Source organism: Corallococcus sp. NCSPR001 (assembly GCF_017309135.1).
Taxonomy (GTDB): Bacteria; Myxococcota; Myxococcia; order Myxococcales; family Myxococcaceae; genus Corallococcus.
In genome coordinates, this window is the sequence record NZ_JAFIMS010000002.1 from 694,230 (window position 1) to 714,401 (window position 20,172).

16 protein-coding genes are annotated in these 20,172 nt (G+C 70.3%); 8 read left to right on the plus strand and 8 right to left on the minus strand.

Annotated elements, in window-relative coordinates:
* Positions 1–3 precede the first annotated feature (3 nt).
* Positions 4–822, plus strand: coding sequence for a helix-turn-helix domain-containing protein (locus tag JYJ93_RS04845; RefSeq protein WP_206786895.1), 819 nt, complete (start codon positions 4–6; stop codon positions 820–822).
* A gap of 13 nt (positions 823–835) precedes the next feature.
* Here the strand turns inward: JYJ93_RS04845 and JYJ93_RS04850 are convergent, their stop codons facing one another.
* Positions 836–1,588: a GNAT family N-acetyltransferase gene (locus tag JYJ93_RS04850; RefSeq protein ID WP_206786896.1), complete on the minus strand. Its 753-nt coding sequence runs from the start codon at positions 1,586–1,588 to the stop codon at positions 836–838.
* A 110-nt stretch (positions 1,589–1,698) separates the two neighbouring features.
* Between JYJ93_RS04850 and JYJ93_RS04855 the strand changes: the two genes are divergently transcribed.
* Both JYJ93_RS04855 and gyrB read left to right on the plus strand, forming a co-directional pair.
* The gene (locus JYJ93_RS04855) at positions 1,699–2,154 is read left to right on the plus strand and encodes a hypothetical protein (RefSeq protein ID WP_206786897.1); all 456 of its coding nucleotides are present in this window, start codon (positions 1,699–1,701) and stop codon (positions 2,152–2,154) included.
* 122 nt (positions 2,155–2,276) lie between these two features.
* Positions 2,277–4,733 (plus strand): DNA topoisomerase (ATP-hydrolyzing) subunit B, encoded by a 2,457-nt coding sequence (gene gyrB, locus JYJ93_RS04860; RefSeq protein ID WP_206786898.1) that lies wholly within the window; start codon positions 2,277–2,279, stop codon positions 4,731–4,733.
* Positions 4,734–4,843: 110 nt separating this feature from the next.
* Here gyrB and JYJ93_RS04865 read toward each other — a convergent pair whose 3' ends face one another.
* Together JYJ93_RS04865 and JYJ93_RS04870 are read right to left on the minus strand one after the other, a co-directional pair.
* Positions 4,844–5,401 (minus strand): hypothetical protein, encoded by a 558-nt coding sequence (locus JYJ93_RS04865; protein WP_206786899.1) that lies wholly within the window; start codon positions 5,399–5,401, stop codon positions 4,844–4,846.
* A gap of 148 nt (positions 5,402–5,549) precedes the next feature.
* Positions 5,550–8,375, minus strand: coding sequence for a protein kinase (locus tag JYJ93_RS04870; RefSeq protein ID WP_206786900.1), 2,826 nt, complete (start codon positions 8,373–8,375; stop codon positions 5,550–5,552).
* A gap of 322 nt (positions 8,376–8,697) precedes the next feature.
* Between JYJ93_RS04870 and JYJ93_RS04875 the strand changes: the two genes are divergently transcribed.
* The 5 genes from JYJ93_RS04875 (at position 8,698) to JYJ93_RS04895 (ending at position 13,777) form a co-directional block, all read left to right on the plus strand.
* The gene (locus JYJ93_RS04875) at positions 8,698–10,041 is read left to right on the plus strand and encodes a hypothetical protein (RefSeq protein ID WP_206786902.1); all 1,344 of its coding nucleotides are present in this window, start codon (positions 8,698–8,700) and stop codon (positions 10,039–10,041) included.
* Between the two features lie 89 nt (positions 10,042–10,130).
* The gene (locus tag JYJ93_RS04880) at positions 10,131–11,231 is read left to right on the plus strand and encodes a metallophosphoesterase (protein WP_206800093.1); all 1,101 of its coding nucleotides are present in this window, start codon (positions 10,131–10,133) and stop codon (positions 11,229–11,231) included.
* A 100-nt stretch (positions 11,232–11,331) separates the two neighbouring features.
* A complete protein-coding gene (locus JYJ93_RS04885; protein ID WP_206786904.1) occupies positions 11,332–11,826 on the plus strand; it encodes a hypothetical protein in 495 nt (164 codons plus the stop codon).
* Between the two features lie 137 nt (positions 11,827–11,963).
* On the plus strand, positions 11,964–13,208 hold the full coding sequence (locus JYJ93_RS04890) for an ATP-binding protein (RefSeq protein WP_242543672.1): 1,245 nt from the start codon (positions 11,964–11,966) through the stop codon (positions 13,206–13,208).
* Positions 13,205–13,777, plus strand: coding sequence for a hypothetical protein (locus JYJ93_RS04895; RefSeq protein ID WP_206786905.1), 573 nt, complete (start codon positions 13,205–13,207; stop codon positions 13,775–13,777). The genes JYJ93_RS04890 and JYJ93_RS04895 overlap by 4 nt, the downstream gene beginning before the upstream one ends.
* A 64-nt stretch (positions 13,778–13,841) precedes the next feature.
* Here the strand turns inward: JYJ93_RS04895 and JYJ93_RS04900 are convergent, their stop codons facing one another.
* The 5 genes from JYJ93_RS04900 to JYJ93_RS04920 all read right to left on the minus strand — a co-directional run bounded on the left by JYJ93_RS04900 (position 13,842) and on the right by JYJ93_RS04920 (position 20,165).
* Positions 13,842–15,218: a hypothetical protein gene (locus tag JYJ93_RS04900; protein WP_206786906.1), complete on the minus strand. Its 1,377-nt coding sequence runs from the start codon at positions 15,216–15,218 to the stop codon at positions 13,842–13,844.
* A 32-nt stretch (positions 15,219–15,250) separates the two neighbouring features.
* A complete protein-coding gene (locus JYJ93_RS04905) occupies positions 15,251–18,421 on the minus strand; it encodes a TonB-dependent receptor (protein WP_206786907.1) in 3,171 nt (1,056 codons plus the stop codon).
* A gap of 146 nt (positions 18,422–18,567) precedes the next feature.
* Positions 18,568–18,999: a biopolymer transporter ExbD gene (locus tag JYJ93_RS04910; protein WP_206786908.1), complete on the minus strand. Its 432-nt coding sequence runs from the start codon at positions 18,997–18,999 to the stop codon at positions 18,568–18,570.
* Positions 19,000–19,015: 16 nt separating this feature from the next.
* Positions 19,016–19,423: a biopolymer transporter ExbD gene (locus JYJ93_RS04915; RefSeq protein ID WP_206786909.1), complete on the minus strand. Its 408-nt coding sequence runs from the start codon at positions 19,421–19,423 to the stop codon at positions 19,016–19,018.
* The gene (locus JYJ93_RS04920) at positions 19,407–20,165 is read right to left on the minus strand and encodes a MotA/TolQ/ExbB proton channel family protein (RefSeq protein ID WP_206786910.1); all 759 of its coding nucleotides are present in this window, start codon (positions 20,163–20,165) and stop codon (positions 19,407–19,409) included. Before JYJ93_RS04920 ends, JYJ93_RS04915 begins: the two co-directional genes overlap by 17 nt.
* Positions 20,166–20,172 lie beyond the last annotated feature (7 nt).

Consider the following 20,172-nt stretch of genomic DNA (forward strand, 5'->3'; position numbering starts at 1 on the left):
GCCATGCACCTGGGAGCGACACTGCGGCTGCTGCGGGTGGATGCCGGATTGTCCCTGCGGGACCTGGCCCGGCGCATCGGCGTGTCGAGCGCGTACCTGAGCCGCGTGGAGAACGGCGTGGACGCGCCGCCCACGCAGGAGCGGCTGACGGCCATCGCCCGGGAGCTGGACGTGCCCCCGGGGCTGCTCATGGACGTGGCCAACCGGGTGAGCCCGTACGTGGCGGGCTACCTGGAGGACGTGCCCGCGGCGGGGACGCTGATGCTGGACATCGCGCGCCGCAAGCTCACCGGCGCGCAGCTGGCCCGCGTGCGGGCCTTCCTGGACGCGGAGTTCCCCCTGCGCGAGGTGCGCGGCGACGAACCCGTGCCCCCGCTGGTGCCGCTCTTGAGCACGGAGCGGGTGGTGGTCCAGCTCTCCTGTAGCGACTACGAGGACGCGCTGGACGTGGCGGCCGGACGGCTGGCGGCGGCCCTGCCCGGCGTGGACGCGGCGGCGCTCGCCGAAGGGCTGCGCCAGCGCGAGGGCGAAGCTCCGTCCCAGGTGGGCAACGGCGTGGCGGTGCCGCACGCGTTCGTCCCCGGCGCGGCCCCGGTGGCGGCGCTGGTGACGCTGGCCCGGCCCCTGAAGGTGGATGCCCCGGACGGCCAGCCCCTGCGGCTGGTGGTGGCGCTGGTGGACGGCCACGTGGGCCGCGCGCGGCTGATGCGGCTGGCGCACGTGGCCCGGCTCGCCGGGCGCGGGCTGGCGGACCGGCTCCTCGGCGTGGAGGAGCCGCGGCGGGTGCTGGAGACGGTGGAGGAGCTGGAGGCGCTGCGCTGAGGGCCGCGCGGCTTCAGCGCCTGGGGGGCACCCAGTGCTCCCAGGGACCGAGGTCGCGGAAGCCCAGGTGCCGGTACACGCGCAGGCCCGCCTGGGTGGACTGGAGCACCATCGCGATGCACCCGCGCTGGCGCGCCTGGGCGATGATGCCCCGCATCACCGCCGACGCGAGCCCCAGCCCCCGGGCCTCCGGGTGGGTGGCCACCAGGTACACGCCCGCCGTGTCCGCCACGTCCACCACCAGCCCGCAGGACAGGGCCCGGCCCTGCTCGCGCGCCACCACGGTGTGCACCGGCAAGCGGGGCGGCCGCTGCCACACGGAGAGGATGTCCCGCCACTCCGGGCCGTAGGTCTGGACGTTGATTTCGACCAGCTCGTCCATGTCCTCCACGGGCTCCACCGGCACGCCGGGCGCCGCGTCCGGCAGCTCCCTCAGCCAGGCCCCCATGGCCACCACGGTGAAGTCCGGCCGGTAGCCCCCGGCGCCCAGCACGCGCGTCGCGTCCCGCTGCCCCGGTGTCAGGGTGACGCGCCATTGCGACAGCCCGTGTCCCCGGTAGAAGTCCATGACGGCCGGCAGCGCGGCGGCCAGCGCGTCCACGTCCGTGAAGAGGACCTGCTGGAAGTGCGCGTCCTGGTAGCCGGGCAGCGCGAACGCGTCCACCCCGGGGAGCTGGAGGTGGCGCAGCGGGCCGCGCTCGGCTTGCAAGCGTTTGAAGGCGATGAGGTTGGTGTGCAGTCGAAGGGTGAGCTCGGCGTCCGTCATTGCGGGCCGGGAGCCTATGCGCGGGGACGACGGCCACAGAACAGCCCCGGAGGAAAGGACGCGCACACCGTGCGCCAGGGGGTTAGGTTTCATTCCTTTCGCCCGCCACCATGACCCCGCGCTTCTTCTCGTTCGATCCGCGTCCCACCCGAATCGCCCTCATCCTGGGCGCGTGCCTCCTGGCGGTCCTCACCGCGTGGGCCCTGGCGGATTACCGAGGCGGCGGAGGGCTGGTCGCCATGGCGCGGGCCGGCATCAGCGCGGGCCTGATGCTGACCTTCCTCGTCTCCGTCCACCGCCTGCGCCCCCGCGCGCAGTGGGGCATCACCCTGGACGCCGCGGGCGTGCGGGTGGCCCGCCCCTTCAGCGGCCAGCCGCTGGAGCTGCACTGGGGACAGATTGATTCCGTGCGCCGGGTCGGCCGCAAGGGGAGCGTGCTGGGCCTGTTCCTCAAGGAGGAGGGAAGGGTGCTCGTCACGCGACATCTTTTCGCCCGCAAGGCTGTTTATGAAGAGTTGATCGCGGCGCTGGAGGACCGCCTCCCGCCCTCGCGTTTCGACGCCTGATTCATGAATCTTTCCGCAGCCTTGCGTGGGCTCCCGGAGCTTGTCCGGGATGCCCGGTGGTGGTAGGCACAACGGGCTTGAGCCCTGTCGCAACGGCAGCCTTTCCCAAGGACACGCTTCACATGGAAAAGACCCCCGCTACCGGTGTCGCGCCGGCCGCGCCGCCCGCCGATTATGGGACGGACGCCATCACCAAGCTCGAAGGGCTGGAGGCCGTCCGCAAGCGCCCCGGCATGTACATCGGCGACACGATGACCTATGGGCTCCACAAGCTCGTGTACGAGGTCGTCGACAACTCCGTGGACGAGGCCCTGGCCGGCCACTGCACGGACATCGACGTGATCATCCACGTCGATGGCTCGCTCAGCGTCCAGGACAACGGCCGCGGCATCCCCGTGGGCCCGCACCCCGACCCCAAGTTCAAGGGCAAGGACACGCTGGAAGTGGTGCTCACGGAGCTGCACGCCGGCAGCAAGTTCGGCAACGGCGCGTACAAGGTCTCCGGCGGCCTGCACGGCGTGGGCGTCACCTGCGTGAACTTCCTGTCGGAGTGGTTCAAGGTCCGCGTCCAGCGCGCCGGCAAGGTCTACGAGCAGTCCTACGCGCGCGGCGTGTCCAACGGTTCGCCCCAGGAGGTGGGCACCACGGACAAGCGCGGCACGACCATCCACTTCAAGCCGGACTCCACGGTGATGGAGACGGTGGACTTCAACTTCGAGACGCTCAGCCAGCGCCTGCGCGAGCTCGCGTTCCTCAACGCGGGCCTGCACATCACCATCCGCGACGAGCGCACCCAGAAGGAGCACGACTTCAAGTTCGACGGTGGCATCTCCTCCTTCGTGGAGTACCTCAACAAGGCGAAGGAAGCGCTGCACGACAAGCCCGTCTACATCAAGTCGGAGCGCGAGGGCGTGTCGCTCGAAATCGCCATGCAGTGGAACGATGGCTACGACGAGCGCATCTTCACCTTCGCCAACAACATCAACACCCACGAGGGTGGCAGCCACCTGTCCGGCTTCAAGGCCGCGCTCACGCGCACGCTCAACAGCTACGCGGAGAAGGGCGGCCTCTGGAAGGACCTGAAGGAGACGCCCACGGGCGAGGACGCGCGCGAGGGCCTCTCCGCGGTCATCTCCGTGAAGCTCTCCAACCCCCAGTTCGAGGGCCAGACGAAGACGAAGCTGGGCAACAGCGAGGTGAAGGGCCTGGTCGAGCAGATGGTGAACGACCAGCTCGCGTCCTTCCTGGAGGAGAACCCGCCGCTCGCCAAGAAGGTCGTGGTGAAGATTGGCGACGCGTGCCGCGCCCGCCTCGCCGCGCGCAAGGCCCGTGAGACGGTGCGCCGCAAGGGCGTGCTGGACGGCGGCGGCCTGCCCGGAAAGCTCGCGGACTGCCAGAGCCGCGACCCGCACGAGAGCGAGCTGTACATCGTGGAGGGCGACTCCGCAGGTGGCTCCGCGAAGCAGGGCCGGGACCGGCGCAACCAGGCCATCCTCCCGTTGCGCGGCAAGATCCTGAACGTGGAGAAGGCGCGCTTCGAGAAGATGCTGACCAGCGCCGAAATCGTCACGCTCATCACCGCGCTGGGCACGGGCATCGGGGCGGAGGACTACGACCCGGAGAAGGCGCGCTACCACCGCATCATCCTGATGACGGACGCGGACGTGGACGGCAGCCACATCCGCACGCTGCTGCTCACGTTCTTCTACCGGCAGATGCGCGAGCTCATTGACCGGGGCTTCGTCTACATCGCGCAGCCGCCGCTCTACAAAGTCACGCGCAACAAGAAGGACAGCTACGTCAAGGACGAGCGCGCGCTCAACGAGTACCTGCTGCGCATCGCCGCGGAGCACTGCCGGGTGAAGACGCCGGCCGGTGAGCTGGGCGGCAGCGACTTCAAGGCGCTGCTGGAGAAGGTCATCACCTACGAGGAGCGGCTGGAGAAGCAGGCCAAGCGCCGCGACGCGCGCATCGTGGACGCCCTGGTGCAGGCCACCGACCTGCGCGCGGAGCTGCTCTCGGATGGGGCGGCGGTGGAGGCGCAGCTCGCCACCATGCGCGACTACTGCCAGCGGCGCATGCCGGAGGTGGTGGGCCGGCTGTCCACGCGGCTGGAGAAGGACGCGGAGCAGCAGGAGGCCCAGCGGCTGGTGGTGACCACGGACGTGAACGGCTCCATGCGCGAGTCCGTCTTCGACCACGCCTACCTGTCCTCGCCGGAGTACCTGGAGCTCGTCGCCCTGCGCGAGGCCTTCCACTCGCTGGGCAAGGCGCCCTACCGGGTCCTGGTGGACAGCGGTGAGGTGTCCGCGTTCTCCGTGCAGGAGGTGCTGGCCGCGGTCCGCAAGGACGCGCAGAAGGGCCTGGGCCTGCAGCGCTACAAGGGTCTGGGTGAGATGAACCCGGAGCAGCTCTGGGAGACGACCATGGACCCCACCCGCCGCACGCTGCTCCAGGTGCGCGTGGAGGACATGGTGGAGAGCGACGAGATCTTCTCGCTGCTCATGGGTGAAGCGGTGGAGCCGCGCCGCGAGTTCATCGAGCGCAACGCGCTGGACGTGCAGAACCTGGACATCTGAAGCCTGGAAAGACCCGTGGGCCCGGTGCCGTTTTCGGCTCCGCGCCCACGTGCCCTTCCCATCCTTTTCGAGCCGGGCCGCGGATGCTGCGCGGCGGCCCCCGTGAGCCCTTACGGAAGGAACCTGGCGACCAGTGACCAGCGCGAGGACGCCCCCGCGCGCATGTTGAGGATGGCGGTGATGCCGATGACGCCCGCCAGGGTGGCGAGGTTCACGATGCCGCCCACGTCCAGCGCCTTCATCGTCTTGGCGGCCTTCTCCGGCGTGCCCACGGTGGGCGTCAGGCCCGTCTCCGAGGGGACGGCGCCCTCCGGCGCCTGCTTCGCCAGGAAGGCCCCGCCGAAGATGTTGGCCGCGCCCAGCGCCACGCTGGCGCCCAGCAGCACGTCCTTCGCGATGACCAGCCCGCGCGTGGTGCCGTCAATCTCCCGGCCCGTCAGCCGCGAGCGGCCCACCAGCCAGGTGATGGCCGCCAGGCCCACGGACGCGGCGTTGACGATGTTGAAGCCGTTCCAGGCCGCGTTCACCACCTGCCCGCGCTCCGCCGTGGAGCCAATCACCTTCACCGCGGGGTTGAGGGCCACCTTGCCGAAGAGCGAACCGCCGAACCCGGCGGCGAGCCCCAGGTTGTGCAGCACCAGGCCGGTGGAGGACAGGACAGGCATCATGGACGGACTCCAGTGGAGAAGAAGTGGATGTCCGTGAGGGTAGGCACTGCCCATTCGCGCGGGAGCAGCGCGTCAGGGTGACACTGGGAGTGGATCAGCCGCCCGCCTGCTGGACGAGCCCCCGGGCGGGGGCCCGGGTGCCCGCCCGCTACCGGTCCGCGCGCTTGGCGCCGCGCAGCGCCTCCGCGCGCTCCTTGCGGGACATGTTCGTCACGTCGACGATGTCGAAGTCGAGCGCGCCCTGGTTGTCCGCCAACTGCAGGTCGGGGAAGACGCAGCGGAGGTCCTGCACGCCGGACACCTGGTAGCGCTTGCCCGTCTCGAAGAGGCGGTGCGAGCTGCGCACGGACTGGGCCTTGGGGCCCTTCTCCACGCACAGCACCGTGTGCACGCGGCCATTGGCGCCGGAGCCCACCTCCGCGAAGTCGTCGCGCACGGTGAAGGCGTAGGTGGACTTGGGGTTGAGGCCGCGCAGCAGCATCTGGTGCTGGGGCTTCACGTTCAGCGCGTTCTTCTCCGGCTCGAACAGCACGGAGCGGGGCGGGATGTACGCGGACTGCCGCAGGTGCACGCGGATGGAGCCGCGGTTGTCCTCCAGGCCGGTGTCGTCCAGGGCGAAGAAGTGGAGCTTCTTCGCGCCCTTGATGGTGCGCGGCGCGCTGCTGATGAAGCCCACGGCGTTGTCCGCCGGCAGGTCGCCTTCCGCGTAGTAGACGAGCGTGCCGGACGCGGTGCCGTCGCCTTCCGCGAACGCCGCGCTGCCCTCGGTCCACACGGAGTAGGCGGCGCCGGGCGACACGTCGATGGTGGCCGTGGGGTACTCCGGCAGCGGCAGCGCGTTGTACATGGGCCGCAGCACCAGCAGGCGCGTGGGGTAGTCCATGCGCCGCATCTCGCGGTCCTTGTCGTTGGCCAGCGGGTCGTCGTTGGCGCCGGCGGCCACGGCGGGCTCCGTCCCCGCGTCCGTGGAGGCCAGGCCTCCGTCCATGTCCAGGGCGGTGCCCGCGTCCGTGCCAACGGCGGCGGCGACGGCGCCCGTGCCCGCGTCCAGGGCCCCCGCGTCGGGCGTGGTGGAGGTGGGAATCTCCGACGCCATCTGGGTGGTGCCGGCCGCCACCTCCAGCTCCGCCTTGACGTGGACCTCCGCCTGGTTGGGCGTGAAGCGCCGCGTCCAGGCGCGGTAGCCCGGCTTGGTGACGACGATGGTGTGGGACGTGCGTTGATCCGCGCCGAGGACGCGGCTGGGCGTGTTGCCCACCGGCCGGCCATTGACGACGACGGCGGCCCCTTCCGGCTTGGAGGTGACCCACAGGACGACGGGCTCGTTGGAGACCTCGCCCTCCTCGGCCGGGGACAGGAAGTGGAACAGCAGGCCGATGACGAGCAGCACGCCGGTGATGCCGAACACGGCCATGCTCAGCTGGCGCACCTGCTTCGTGCGCTTCTGCTCGCGCTCGGCGGCCTCGGCGGCCAGTTGCTCGCGCGCGTCGTCTGCGGTGGTGCGGGCGCGCGGGGCCTGCTTCTCCTCCGGCTCGGACGCCTCGAGCGACTCCCGCGGCTCCGTCGCGATGGCCGTCTCCACCGGCGTGTCATGCGGCGCGGCCAGCGTGGACAGCGCCCGGGGCATCGCCGTGGGCTCCGTGCCCCCGTCGGTGTCCGGCTCGGCCGCGAGCTCGGGCGGCAGGGGGCGGCGGCCGGTGCCGGTGGTCTCACGGGTGCCCCCGGCCGTCACGCGGCGCACGCCGGTGGTGCTCCTGCGCACGGCGGTGGCCTGGGTGGCCGAGCGGCGCGGGGCGCCATCCGTGGAGGGGCGCAGGCCCGGCGCGCCGCCGGACGCGCGCACGCCGGGGCTGGAGGGGCGCGCCACGCCCGGGCTGGAGGGCCGCGCCACGCCGGGGCTGCCAGGGGTGGACGACCGGCCGTTGCTGGACGGCAGCCGCGCGCGGCCCTGGGACGGCTCCGACGACGGCGACTGCCACGCGGCCAGCTGCTCCTTGAAGCCGGGCGGCAGCTCCACCTTGCGTCCCTCGGCGGCCAGCTCCTCCGCGAAGAGGTACGTCATGAGCTGGCTCAGCATCGTGGGCGTGAAGCGCGGCGTGTCCCGGTAGAGCAGCTCCACCGCGGACTCGCTCAGGTCCTTCGCCGTCTGGTAGCGGGCCTCGCGGTCCACCGCCATGGCGTGCGCGATGATGGTCTCCAGGTCCTCGCCGATGCCCGGGTTGACGGCGGACGGGGGCAGGCAGTCGCCGGTGATGATGCGGGGCAGCACGGTGACGAACTCGCCCTCGAAGGGGCGCCGGCCGCAGAGCATCTCGTAGAGGACGACGCCCGCCGCGTACACGTCCGTGCGCGCGTCCAGGTCCTGCCGCCCCTGGGCCTGCTCCGGGGAGAAGTACGGGTACTTGCCCTTGAGCGTGCCCGGCGACGTCCGGGCCTCCACGACGCTCGTGGCCTTGGCGATGCCGAAGTCGATGACCTTGACCTCGCCCTCGTAGGAGATGAGGACGTTGTCCGGGGACACGTCGCGGTGGACCAGGCCCAGCGTCTGGCCGTCCTCGCCCACGTGGCGGTGCGCGTAGTCCAGGCCCTCGCACAGCTTGCTGGCGATGTGCAGCGCCAGGGGCTGCGGGAGGAACCCGATGCCCGCGCGCGACGCGCGCCGCAGCACCTTCGACAGGGGCTGGCCGTGCACCAGCTCCATGGCGATGAAGTACTGCCCGTCCACCTCACCGAAGTCGAAGATCTGCGCGATGTTCCCGTGCGTCAGGCCCGCCACCAGGCGCGCCTCGCCAATGAACATCTCCACGAAGTCGTGGTCGTCCACGAAGTGCGGGAGGATCTGCTTGATGACGCAGGGCTTGGTGACGCCCATCGCGCCCGTCATACGCGCGCGGTAGGTGACCGCCATGCCCCCCGCGGCAAGCTTGGAGACCAGGACGTACTTGCCGAATTGCTGGGGACTGGGTTCTGCCACGGGCGGGAGGCGAGGCCGGGATTGGGGAAGCCCCAGCATACTCGTCTTCCATCGAAAGTCCCGGCCGCGCTCGCATGGCATGCGAAGATTTCGCTCGGAGTGCTGGCCGGGCTGGAGCGGGCGTCCTGGTGGGTCGGAACCGCCCTCGGGCGTGACGCGATGTCCCAGGTGGGACGTGAGGCGGACTGTTGCGCCGGTTCACACTTCTTCACGCTGCTTCGTTCAGCGCATTCCGGGGGCGGGGTTATCTCCTGCGCCATTCCGGGCCTCGGGCCGGGTGGGAGGGGTGGAAGGCCGCTCCCAGGGAAGCGAGACGACGGTCATGGGGCATGGGCGCCCGGTGTGGAGTGCGCGAGCCACCTTCGCGGTGGTGCTGGGGCTCTGGCTGGCCGCGGGGCCCGCGCGGGCGCAGGACGGCGGCGGCTGGCGGTCCGCCTTCGAGCTGTTGGCGAGCGGTCCCGAACTGGGCGGCAGTGACATCCCCCGGGACGTGCCGAAGCGCCGGGGTGCGGACGCGTCGGTGGTGCCGCCGGAGGTGATGGCCCGGGTGCTGACGGAGGAGGGGCCCCGGCCGGTGCCCACGGCGTCCGCGGCGGAGTCCGGGCCGGTGGTGGCGCCGGAGGGAGGCCGGGTGTCGGAGCCCCGCGTGCGCCTGACGGAGGACGCGCCGAGGCCCCCGTTCAAGGCGGTGCCGGTGGTGGTCGCGGTGGTGCCGGGGCTGCTGCTGCACGGGCTGGGGGCCTGGACGGCGGGGGACCCCGAGACGGCGCGCGGCCTGTTCGCGGCGGAGGCGACGGGGCTGGGGCTCATCGCCGCGGGGCTGGTGCCCATCGCGTTGACGGGCGCGTCGCGAAAGACCATCGGGCCGCTGTACGCGGTGACGCTGACGGGGGCGGGGGTGTTCTCGCTGTCGATGCTGGCGAACCTGTACGCGGTGACGTCGCCCGCGTTCGACCCGGGGCGGGTGCCGGACACGCTGCCGCCGCTGGAGCTGGACCTGGGCTACCAGTACGTGCACGACGCGACGGCGGACTACCGGAACTTCTTCGCGCTGGGCGCGGTGGCGCGCCTGTCGAAGGTGCGGCTCCAGGCGTCCGCGCGGCTGGCGCCGGACGAGGGCAACACGTTGATCCGCGCGGGCGCGGCGTACCGGCTGTGGGGCGCGCCGGAGCGGACGCCAGGCCTGGGAGACGGGACGTCGTTGGACGTGGAGGGCTTCGCGACCTACCACCGCTACCCGACGGAGGGCTTCACGCTGGGCGGCGGCGAGGTGGCGCTCAAGGGCCGCTACGCGATGGCGCGCTTCGGGCCGCGCTTCGCGGGCTCGTTCGTGGAGGGCGGCGTGGGGCTGTCCGCGCAGGCGTACAGCTACCCGGGGCGCGTGGACGACGACAACCTGTACGGCCAGCTGCTCTACACCTTCGGCTACGGCGTGTGGCTGGGGCGGGGCGGGGCGCTCCGGGGCGATGCGGTGCTCTTCTACGACCACCGCAAGGACGGGCTGGTGGGCGGGCTGCGCGGCCGGGGCGGCGGCATGGTGGGGTCGTTCGGCCTGAAGGGGCGCGTGCTGGTGACGGAGCACTGGGGCGTGGCGGCGGAGGCGCAGGCCGGTGGCGCGCTGATGGGGCGGCTGTCGCTGGTGTACGCGGTGGGAGGTGACACGTGAGCGGGACGCGTGAGGACACGGTGGGCGCGCGTGAGGCGGGGCGGACGCTCGGAGGCGCGGGGCGCGGATCCGCGCGGTCCCGGCGCGTCCTGGGCGCGCTGGGCCTGACGGCGGCGCTGCTGTCCTTGGGCTGCGTGCGCCCCAGCGAGGACCGCGCGGTGCGGGACACGCGCGTGGGGCAGGCGGAGGCGGACGCGCTGACGGTGGAGGTGGAGGGCGGGCTCGCGTCGGTGCGGACGCTGGCGTCGGGGACGTTGGAGCTGTGGGGCCAGGCGCCGGTGTTCACCACGAAGGTCACCGCGGGCGCGGACGCGCGGACGGACTGGCTGTTCATGGTGCACAACGCGATGCCGGACGCGGTGCTGGACGCCGTGGACGAAGCGGGCACGCCGCTGACGGTGGTGGCGATGCCGGACGCGCACCCCACGGTGAAGGCGTGGCGCGTGGCCCTGCGGCCGGGGACGCTGATGCGGCTGACGGTGGCGCCGCCGGACTGGGACGCGCGTCAGCCGTTCCGCTTCGCGGCGCTGGCGGACGTTCAGGAGGCGCTGTCCAAGGTGGGAGACATCTACGCGAAGCTGAACCAGGACCCCACGTTGCGCTTCATCTTCTTCGCGGGGGACCTGACGGAGTTCGGCACGCGCGAGCAACTGGAGGAGTTCCAGCAGCGGCTGGAGGCGGACTCGCGGATTCCCCTGTACGCGACGCTGGGCAACCACGAGACCTTCACGGACGACGCGCGCGAGTACCAGCGGCTGGTGGGCCGGGGCAGCCAGCACTTCACCTTCCATGGCGTGCACTTCAGCCTGGTGGACTCCGGCAGCAGCACCGTGGATCCGATGGTGGAGGAGGCGCTGGACGGCTGGCTGGAGGAGGCGCGCGACGCGGTGCACATCGTGGCGATGCACATCCCGCCATTGGATCCGATTGGCGTCCGGGGCGGAGGCTTCGCGGTGCGCAACGAGGCGGCGGGGCTGGTGGGGAAGATGGCGCGGGCGGGGGTGGACCTCACGCTCTACGGCCACATCCACAGCTACTACTCGTTCTCCAACGCGGGCATCCCGGCGTACATCTCCGGAGGAGGCGGGGCCATCCCGGAGCGCTTCGACGGGGTGGGGCGGCACTTCCTGGCGGTGGACGTGGATCCGTCGGCGGGTGTGCGAGAGGTGGGCCTGGTGCGGGTGGATTGATCAGGGCCGACTTTCCGGCCGGTTAGACGACCCCCTTGAAAGGGCACTGAACATCTGGGCAGATAGGCGCCGTTCAAACGCCTTGTGAGGAGGCCTGCCCATGTTCGAAACCCCCGAGAACGATTCCATCTCCCCCGCGCTGCGCGCGCTGCTTGAGCTGTTCGCCACGGACCTGGCGGACGTGAAGTTCCCGGACGTGGACACGGCGGTGCTGGGCGAGTCCGCTGCGCACGTGCGTGAGAAGGCGGAGTTGGTGGCCCGGGCGCAGGCGGCGCTGGACATGGCGAGGCAGGCGCTGAACGAGAGCCAGGAGTCGCTGCTCCAGAAGGGTCAGCGCGCGCTGTCGTACGCGAAGGTGTTCGCGGAGGACGACGCGGAGCTGGGCGCGAAGCTGGAGGCCATCCACCTGCCGCGCCCGGTGCGCAAGGGCGGCCAGGCCCAGGTGGAGCCGGTGGGCGCCGCGCCGGGCAACGACGACAACGCTCCGCGCCGCCGCGGCCGTCCCCCCAAGCTGCGCCCCGTGGCCAACCTCTTCACGGACGGCAACGGTCCGGATTCCGCGCAGGACGAAGCCCCGGCGAGCCTCCAGTCGTAGTTGGTTCCCTGGCCTCCGGCCCGGCGCTCCTGCGAGGGAGTGTCGGGCCGTGTTGTTTTCGGCGGGGTGCTGAACTGGGGCGGAGCCTCGAAGTTGAAGTAAGGAAGCATCCATGATGCCGAAGCCGGAGGCCCAGGATGCTTGAGCGGTTGGAGATGGAGGGAGTGGGGCCCAGCCCGCACCTCTCGTTCGAGTTCGCTCCGCGCCTCAACCTGCTGACCGGTGACAACGGGCTGGGCAAGACGTTCGTGCTGGAGCTGGCGTGGTGGGCGCTGACCCGGAATTGGGATGATGTTCCTGCACTGCCGAGACCTGACCGGAACGTCGTACCCAGCATCGAGGCGGTCATCCAAACGTGGGGGGGCCGGGAAAGCATCAAACGTGAAGTGGTGCTTGTGCCGGGGCAGGCTCCATCGACGTTCATACCTCCCAGAAACGGATTGACCGTCTACGCTCGCGTCGACGGCAGCTTTTCCGTTTGGGACCGGATTCGGAACAGTCGGAAGGTCGGCTACTTCAAAGTCCCTGCGCAGCCTGCCTTCAACTTCACGCCGAACGAACTCTGGAACCGCTTGGAACAGGATGGACGTACGCTCTGTAACGGGCTTATCCAGGACTGGGTGGCGTGGCAGATCAAGGACGCGGAACCTTTTCACCGCCTGAAGAGGGTCCTGGAAACGCTTTCGCCCGGGGCTCATGAGCCACTGATTCCAGGCGAGCCTACGCGTATCAGCATTGATGAGGTCCGGGACATCCCGACCCTTCAAATGCCCTACGGCCTGGTTCCCCTCACGCATGTTTCGGCGGCGGTAAAGCGCATCGTAGGACTGGCCTACCTGTTGGTCTGGTCGTGGGAAGAACATGTGCGTGCCGCGGAACTCAGCCGCGAGCCTGTGACGGACCACATCGTGCTGCTTGTCGACGAGTTGGAGTCTCATCTCCATCCCCGTTGGCAGCGGCTCATCCTGCCCTCGCTGCTCGAAGTCGTCCGTGCGCTTCGCGAGGACGTGAAGGTCCAGGTGATTGCCGTCACGCACTCACCCCTGGTGCTGGCCTCCGCCGAACCCCTGTTCGATGAATCGCAGGACGCGCTCTTCATGTTCGACCTGGTGGGCCAGGAAGTGCAGGCCACCAAGGCGGAGTGGCGCCCACGCGGAGACGCCAATGCCTGGCTCACCTCCGAAGTCTTCGACTTGAAGGAGCCGCGCTCCGTGGAGGCCGAGCAGGCCATCACGGCGGCGAAGGCCGCGCTCAAGGACCCGAACCTCCCCATCGAAGAGGTCCGCCGCATCCACAACGAGCTCTACCGGGTGCTCCGGGATACGGACCCGTTCTGGCCACGGTGGCTTGCGCGCGCGGAGGCCGCGGGCATCGACCCATGATCCACGTCGCCCCGCAGCCAGAGCCCGCGGACTTCGATGCCCGGGTTCGACAGAAGGGACAGGAGGACCTCCAGGGCACGGACGAACTGCGTCCCCACTGGAGGCATTGCAGCCTTCAGCTTTGGAAGGCTTATCAGGGCATCTGCGCCTATTCGTGCCTGTACATCCCGCGAGGGACTGGAGCCCTCACCGTGGACCACCTGCTGCCCAAGTCGAAGCAGCGTGCGCTGGCCTACGAGTGGAGCAACTACCGGCTGGCCTGCAACCGGATGAACGCGCGCAAGAACGCCTTCGAAGACGTGCTCGATCCCTTCGAGGTGCAGGACGGCTGGTTCGCGCTGGAACTCTCCACCTTGCAAGTCATCCCTGGCGCGGGGCTACCGCCCTCAATGCAGCAGCGGGTCCAGGACACCATCGACCGGCTGGACCTCAACGACGAAGAGTTCATCGAGGCCAGGACGAGCTGGTACGACAACTATCGCCAAGGGGCGTTCACCTTCGACTTCCTACGAAGGCACTTCCCCTTCCTGGCCATGGAGCTCCTCCGCCAGGGACTGGTCCAGCCGTAGAAAGAAGACCGCGTGCCCCCGTACGGCGTCGCCGGGAGCACGCGGTCATGTGTTCACCGAAGGGCTAGTTCTTCGGGAACGCGGTCCAGCCAGCCAGCCAGTTGGTGGTGCCCACCGCGCCGACGAAGCGGGCGCTGGTGTCGAAGCCCGCGCCCGGGGTGGCCGCGTTGTCCGGGTTCAGCGCCGGGGAGCCGGTCGCCGGGGTGAAGTTCGGGGCCTCCAGGTTCGTCGCCGCCGTCAGCTGCGCGTCCACGACCTTGTTGTTCAGGCCCGTGGCCAGCACCTTCTCCGCCTCCGTGAACTTGCTCACGTCCGGATCCGTCACGTTGCCCGCCGCGTCCTTCTTCGGGTTCGGCGCGTTCGGGATGGAGACCGTGTCGCCCTTGTTGTTCCAGAAGAGGGCGTTCTGGATGGAGAGCTCCGGGGTGGCCGCGTTCCACAGCGCCGCGGAGGCCGTGCCGTCCACGTCGACCGCCTTGTCCGCGAAGTTCGCCACGATGACGTTGCGCAAGAGGCCGCCCGCGCCCGTGTTGAACACCAGGCCCTCCTGCGCCGGAGCCGTGCCCGCCGGACGGCCGGAGCCGATGAACGTCGCGTTCCAGATCTCCGGCACCGTGTGCGGCTGCGCGACGTTGTCGTTCTTGTTGCCGGACGCCTCGATGCCGCGGTTGCCCACCGTGGCGTTCTGCTGCACCACCAGGAACTGCACCTTGCCGCGCCAGCCCAGGTCGTAGTCCAGGCCGTCGTCGTCCGGCTGGCTGATGACGATGTGCTTCAGGCCCGCCGTGCCACCGAACATCTCCACGCCGTCGTCCGCGCCCTTGTGCACCTGCACGTAGTCGATGTCCGTCGCGGTGCCGCACGCGCCCGTCGTCAGGCCGTTGAGCTCATTGTCCTCGGCCAGCTCGTAGCCCGCGAACTCGATGCGTGCGTACTTCAGCTTGCCGCAGTCGTGCGCGTCGTCCTGGCCGCCGTACTTCGTGCGCGTGTCACCGCTGGTAGCGAAGAAGCCCTCGATGGTGTTCTCGCCGCCGGCCACGTTGATGCGCGCCTTGCCCAGCAGCACCACGCCGCCCCAGTCACCGGCCGCGCGCGTGCCCTCCGCCTGCGAGCTGGTGAAGACGATGGGTTTCTCCGCCGTGCCCACCGCGTTGAGCTTCGCCTCGCGGGTGATGACCAGCGCGCTGCCCGTGTCGCCCTTGACGATGACGCCCGGCTCGATGGTGAGCGTACCGCTCTCCACGAACACGTAGTCCTTCAGGGTGTACGTCGTGCCGGCCTTCCACGTCGTGTCGCCGGTGATGCTGCCCTTCACGTCCTGGGCGGTGGCCTGCGGATCGCCGCCGCCGTCCGGGGTGTTGTTGGTGTCGTCGTCGTCGCCGCAGCCGGCGAGCAGCGTCAGGCTGGAGAGCGTGAGGACGGAGGCAAAGAGGCTCTTCATGTCGGTGCGTCCTTTCAGGGAAATGGGAGGAGCTACAGGGCCCAGCCGAGCGACGCGGTGAACGCCACGCCGGGCTTGTACGTCTGCACCGTCACGTCCCCCTGGCGGAGGGTGACGGACGCGTTGAGGAGGTTCGCGGCGGTCAGCTTCAACTGCGTCGCGCCGAGCTTCTGGGTGAGGCTGAGGTCCACGCGGTGGAAGGGCCGCTCGTACACGTCCGGCAGGCCCTGCACGCCGACCTCGCTGATGCGCTGGCCGTACACGTTGTAGAGCAGGGCCACTTCGGTGCCGCTCTCCGGCCGCTCGTAGCCCACGTTCACGTTGACCACGTAGGGGGACTGGCCCTGGAGCGGGCGGTCCTTGTTCGTCTGCGCGCCCAGCGCGGAGTCACCCAGGTCCACCCGCGACTGGATGAGCGTGAGGTTCGCGCCCACGCGCACCGGACGCAGCGCGGGGCTGAAGCGCGCCAGCGACGTGCGCGCCTCCAGCTCCACGCCGTAGCTGTCCGCGCCCGCGGCGTTCTCGAAGCCCAGGTCGCCCGAGTCCGGGTTGCGGATGACGCGCTCGATGGGGTTCTGGAAGCGCTTGTAGAAGGCGCTCGCGGCCAGCACGTCGTTCTCTCCGACGAACCACTCGGCGCGCACGTCCACGTTGTGGATGCGCGTCTCCAGCAGGTCGGGGTTGCCGGACACGTTCCGGCGGCGCACGAAGTCGAAGAAGATGAAGGGGGCCAGCTCGCGGAAGGTGGGCCGCGCCAGCGTGTAGCTGTAGCCCGCGCGCAGGTTCACTTCCGGAGACAGCGCGTAGGTCGCGTTGAGCGACGGCAGCACGTCCAGGTAGTTCTGGTCCGCACCGCCGGAGTCGCTCTCCACGCCGGTGAACGGGTCCTTGAGCGTCAGCTGCTGGTTGGACGCCTCCAGGCGCACGCCGCCCACCAGGCGCAGCGGCTCCACGGGCTTGTAGTCCGCGGACACGTAGCCGGCGTAGATGCCCAGGAAGGCGTTGTAGGCGTCATCCGCGCGCGTCGTCTCGCGCACGCTGATGGAGGTGCCCACGTTCTCAGGCGAGAAGAGCTGCTCGGGGGTCTGGGTGCGGTCCACCGGCTCCTCGGTGAGCAGGTAGCGGAAGCGGCGCGCGTTGAAGTCGCGGAAGGACACCTGCGTGAGGCCGCCCACCTTCAACCGGAAGTCGGAGCTGAAGGGCAGGGTGAGGTTGAGGCTGCCGCCGGTGGACGTCTCGCCCAGCTCCGCGAAGAAGCGCTCGCCGCTGTTGGGCTGGTTGGGGAAGGACAGCTGCGCGTCCGGGTTGTTGAGCGCGGCGCTGTAGAGCGTGTCGCGCGTGTCCGGCTCGTCGCGGTCCACGCGGGAGAGGTTGGCCTGCCAGTCCACCTCCGAGTCGCCCAGCAGCCCCAGGCGGTGGAAGCCGCGCAGCTGCGTGAAGGACAGGGCGCGGGTGATGAACTGGAGGCGGGTGCTGGCGTAGGTGTCGCCGCGCACGTTGTTGTTGCCGTTGGCGGTGTACGTGCGCGTATCGGTGCCGCGCGTGTAGAGGCTGAAGAGGGTCAGCTCGTTGTCGCGGTCGAACTGGTAGCCCACGCTGGCCAGGCCGCTGAGGTTCGCGGTGGAGAAGCCCTGCGTGGTGCGGGCGACGTCCTGGGAGATGAGGCTGCCGGACTCGTCGCGGGCGGCGCGGGCGAAGTCGCCTGTCTGCACGCCGTCGCGGTGGCCGTAGTTGATGGTGGCCAGGTAGCCCAGGCGCTGGTTGCCGAAGCGCAGCGTGTTGCCCAGGGACGCGCCCAGGCCCAGGTTGGGGGCGGCGCGCGTGGTGCGCTTCTCCCAGATGTTGGAGAAGCTCTCCCACTGGCTCTCCAGTTGCTGCGCTGACTCGCCGCCCGCGCCCAGGCGGTGGTCGCGGGGGAGCGCGGAGGGCAGGGCGCGGTCGGAGGAGGCGAAGCCCAGCGTCTCACCGAAGCCGCCCTGCGCCTGCGAGTTGCGCTCGCGGAAGGTGGTGACGGTGTCGCCGCCCAGGGTGAGGCGTGGCTTGAACTCGAACTGGGAGGGGTAGGTGTTGGTCTCGATGAGCAGCGTGCCGCCGCCAAAGGTGCCCGGCAGGTCCGGCGTGTAGCTCTTCACGACGTTGAGGTTGGCCAGCAGGCTGGTGGGGAACAGGTCCAGCGGCACGCTGGGCTCGTCCGGCTCCGGGCTGGGCAGGAGCGCGCCGTTGAGGAGCGTGGTGGCGTAGCGGCCACCCAGGCCGCGCAGCAGCACGTAGCGGCCGTCCACCACGGTGGCGCTGACCACGCGCTTCACGGCGTCACCGGCGCTGGAGTCCGGCGTGCGGGCGATCTCCTGCGCGCTGATGGCATCGGAGACGGCGGCGGCCTTCTTGCGGTCCTGGAGCAGGGCGCCTTCCGCGCGGCGGTCGGAGCGGGCCTCGACGACGACCTCCTGCACCGCGCCCACGTCCGCGCTGAGCGCGACGTCCAGCTTCGTGGCCTTACCCTGCGTGACGATGACGCCCGTGATGCGGCGGCCCTGGTACACGTCGTAGAAGGCGCGCAGGTCGTACTTGCCCGGCGGAAGCGCCAGTCGGTAGTTGCCGTCCAGGTCCGTGAGGGCCTGCTTGTCGGCGCCCGTCACGACCTTCACGGTGGCCTCGATGAGGCCCTCACCGTTGGCCTCGTCCGTCAGCCGGCCGTAGATGCCGGTGAAGCCCGGAGGCGGTGTGGCGGACTCGGCCAGGGCCTCGTCGCCCATGGCCGCGTCATCGGAAGCCGTGGCCTCTGAGGGAGTGGCACCGTCGGCCGGAGCCGGCTGCGCGGTGGTCGGAGCGGAAGGATCCGCGGGCTGCACGGGCGAGTTGCTCGCGGGTGCGCTACCCGGCTGCGCGGCCTGCGACGGATCCGCGTTGCCGGGCTGCACGGGATCAACAGGCAGCGGGTTCGCGGCGCTGCCGGGCTGGGTGCCCAGGGACGGCGCGGGGCTGGTAGGCAGTGCTCCATCCGGCTGCGACGGCGCGGAGGTCGCGGGCGTGCTGCCCGGCGGAGGCGGAAGCTCTCCGGCCGGTTGCTGGCCGGGGGACGCGGAGGGCGAAGGCGCGGCGGGCGCGGTGGAGTCCGCGCCGGGCGCCTGCGCGAAGGCAGGCAGGGTGATGAGCACGAGTGACGCGACGAAGGCGCGCACGAAGCTTGAGGAAGACAACACGGCTCTCCTTGCCGACAGCGACGCGCACTCAACGCGACGCCCGTGGCATTGGGATGAAGGGTTTGTGACGTCTGTGGCGGCGGCGGGAAAACTCGGCGTCACGAACCGCGCGCGGCTTCACGAAGCCGCGCGCGGGGCGCCTGGAGTCAGTCCGCCAGTCGTTCCGGCAGCACGGCGACGGTGATGTTCCCGCCCCGCGCCAGGTCCAGCACTTCCATCGCACTTCCGTACGGCACCGCGTCGCCCGCGTCGAAGAAGACGATCTTGTCCGCGCGCGCGTTCAACATCCGTTGCAGCCGCGCCACCACCTGGTCGCGCGGAACCTCTTCGCGGTTGATGCGCAGCGTGCCGGCCTTGTCCACCGTGAGCACCACCGGCGGCTTCGCGTCCGGAGGCGGAGGCGTGGCCTCCTCCTTCTTGTCCGGCTTCGCGGGCACGTTCATCCACAGGTTCTTGGTCATCAGCGGCGTGACGACCATGAAGATGATGAGGAGGACCAACACCACGTCCACCAGGGGCGTCACGTTCATCGTGGGGCGGACGCCGCCGCCCTTATTGCCACCGACATCGAAAGCCATGGCGCGTGCCTCCCCTTCAGTGCTTCTTCCGGTCGATGACCTGGAGACTGATGCCCGGGAACCCGATGTCCTGCATCGCCTTGAACACGCCGCGCACCTGCGCGTACGCCACGCCCTTGTCCGCCTTGAGCACGACGGGCGCGTCCGGCTTCGCCTGGTGCAGCGCCTTCAACTCCACCACCAGCGCGTCCCGGTTCAGCTGCTTGCGGTCCAGGTAGAACGACCCGTTGGCCGCCAGGCTCACCGTGGTGGGCTCCAGGTTCTTGTTCTCCGCGTCCGGGTTCATCGCCGCGGGCAGGTCCACCGCGGCGCCGGCCTCCAATTGCGGCGTGACGACCATGAAGATGATCAGGAGGACGAGCACCACGTCCACCAGCGGCGTCACGTTCATCTCCGGCGTGAGGCTCCTACGCGTGGCCGACATCGCCCGCCTCGGTCCGCGTGGAGACGACGTCCGTGGCGCCCGCGTGCGAGCCGCCGTGGGCCGCCACCGCGCGCTTGTCGCCGGCCATGTCCTCCAGGTGGTCCATGAACTCGCTGCGGGCCTGCTCCAGGGAGAGCAGCAGCGCGTCCGCGCGGGTGGACAGGAAGTTGAACATCAGCACCGCGGGGATGGCGACCAGCAGGCCCAGCGCCGTCACGACGAGCGCCTCCGCGATACCGGCGGACACCGCGCCCAGGCCGCCGGAGCCCTCCTTCGCGATGCCGGCGAAGGCCTCGATGATGCCCACCACCGTGCCGAGCAGACCGACGAACGGCGCCACCGAACCCACCGTGGCCAGCACCGACATGCCCCGGCGCACGTCCGCGGTGATGCGCTCGTTGATGCGCACCAGGTCGCGCCGCGTGAGCTCCACCGCGCCCAGCTTGCCGGCCGGAGCCCGCGACTTGGCGAGGAACGTCTTCATGCCGCCGCCCAGCATCATCGCCAGGTGGCTGCTCTTGTTGCCGTCCGCCTCCTTCACCAGCGCGTCGTGCTGCTGCTGCGCGAGCAGCGGACCGGCGCGGCCCGCGAACTGGCGGGACGCGGCGCGCGAGCGGAAGAAGACGAACAGGCGCTCGAAGAACACCGCCAGCGACGCGACCGCGAAGGCGATCAGCGTCCAGGCGATGCCCAGGGCGAAGACGCCCATGTGCGCGTAGATTTCCTTGAGATTGAAGTTCATGGCGGTG

Coding starts and splice junctions, on each gene's coding strand:
- JYJ93_RS04845 (WP_206786895.1), top strand. CDS start 4: ATGCACCTGGGAGCGACACTGCGGCTGCTGCGGGTGGATGCCGGATTG.
- JYJ93_RS04850 (WP_206786896.1), bottom strand. CDS start 1,588: ATGACGGACGCCGAGCTCACCCTTCGACTGCACACCAACCTCATCGCC.
- JYJ93_RS04855 (WP_206786897.1), top strand. CDS start 1,699: ATGACCCCGCGCTTCTTCTCGTTCGATCCGCGTCCCACCCGAATCGCC.
- gyrB (WP_206786898.1), top strand. CDS start 2,277: ATGGAAAAGACCCCCGCTACCGGTGTCGCGCCGGCCGCGCCGCCCGCC.
- JYJ93_RS04865 (WP_206786899.1), bottom strand. CDS start 5,401: ATGATGCCTGTCCTGTCCTCCACCGGCCTGGTGCTGCACAACCTGGGG.
- JYJ93_RS04875 (WP_206786902.1), top strand. CDS start 8,698: ATGGGGCATGGGCGCCCGGTGTGGAGTGCGCGAGCCACCTTCGCGGTG.
- JYJ93_RS04885 (WP_206786904.1), top strand. CDS start 11,332: ATGTTCGAAACCCCCGAGAACGATTCCATCTCCCCCGCGCTGCGCGCG.
- JYJ93_RS04890 (WP_242543672.1), top strand. CDS start 11,964: ATGCTTGAGCGGTTGGAGATGGAGGGAGTGGGGCCCAGCCCGCACCTC.
- JYJ93_RS04895 (WP_206786905.1), top strand. CDS start 13,205: ATGATCCACGTCGCCCCGCAGCCAGAGCCCGCGGACTTCGATGCCCGG.
- JYJ93_RS04900 (WP_206786906.1), bottom strand. CDS start 15,218: ATGAAGAGCCTCTTTGCCTCCGTCCTCACGCTCTCCAGCCTGACGCTG.
- JYJ93_RS04910 (WP_206786908.1), bottom strand. CDS start 18,999: ATGGCTTTCGATGTCGGTGGCAATAAGGGCGGCGGCGTCCGCCCCACG.
- JYJ93_RS04915 (WP_206786909.1), bottom strand. CDS start 19,423: ATGTCGGCCACGCGTAGGAGCCTCACGCCGGAGATGAACGTGACGCCG.
- JYJ93_RS04920 (WP_206786910.1), bottom strand. CDS start 20,165: ATGAACTTCAATCTCAAGGAAATCTACGCGCACATGGGCGTCTTCGCC.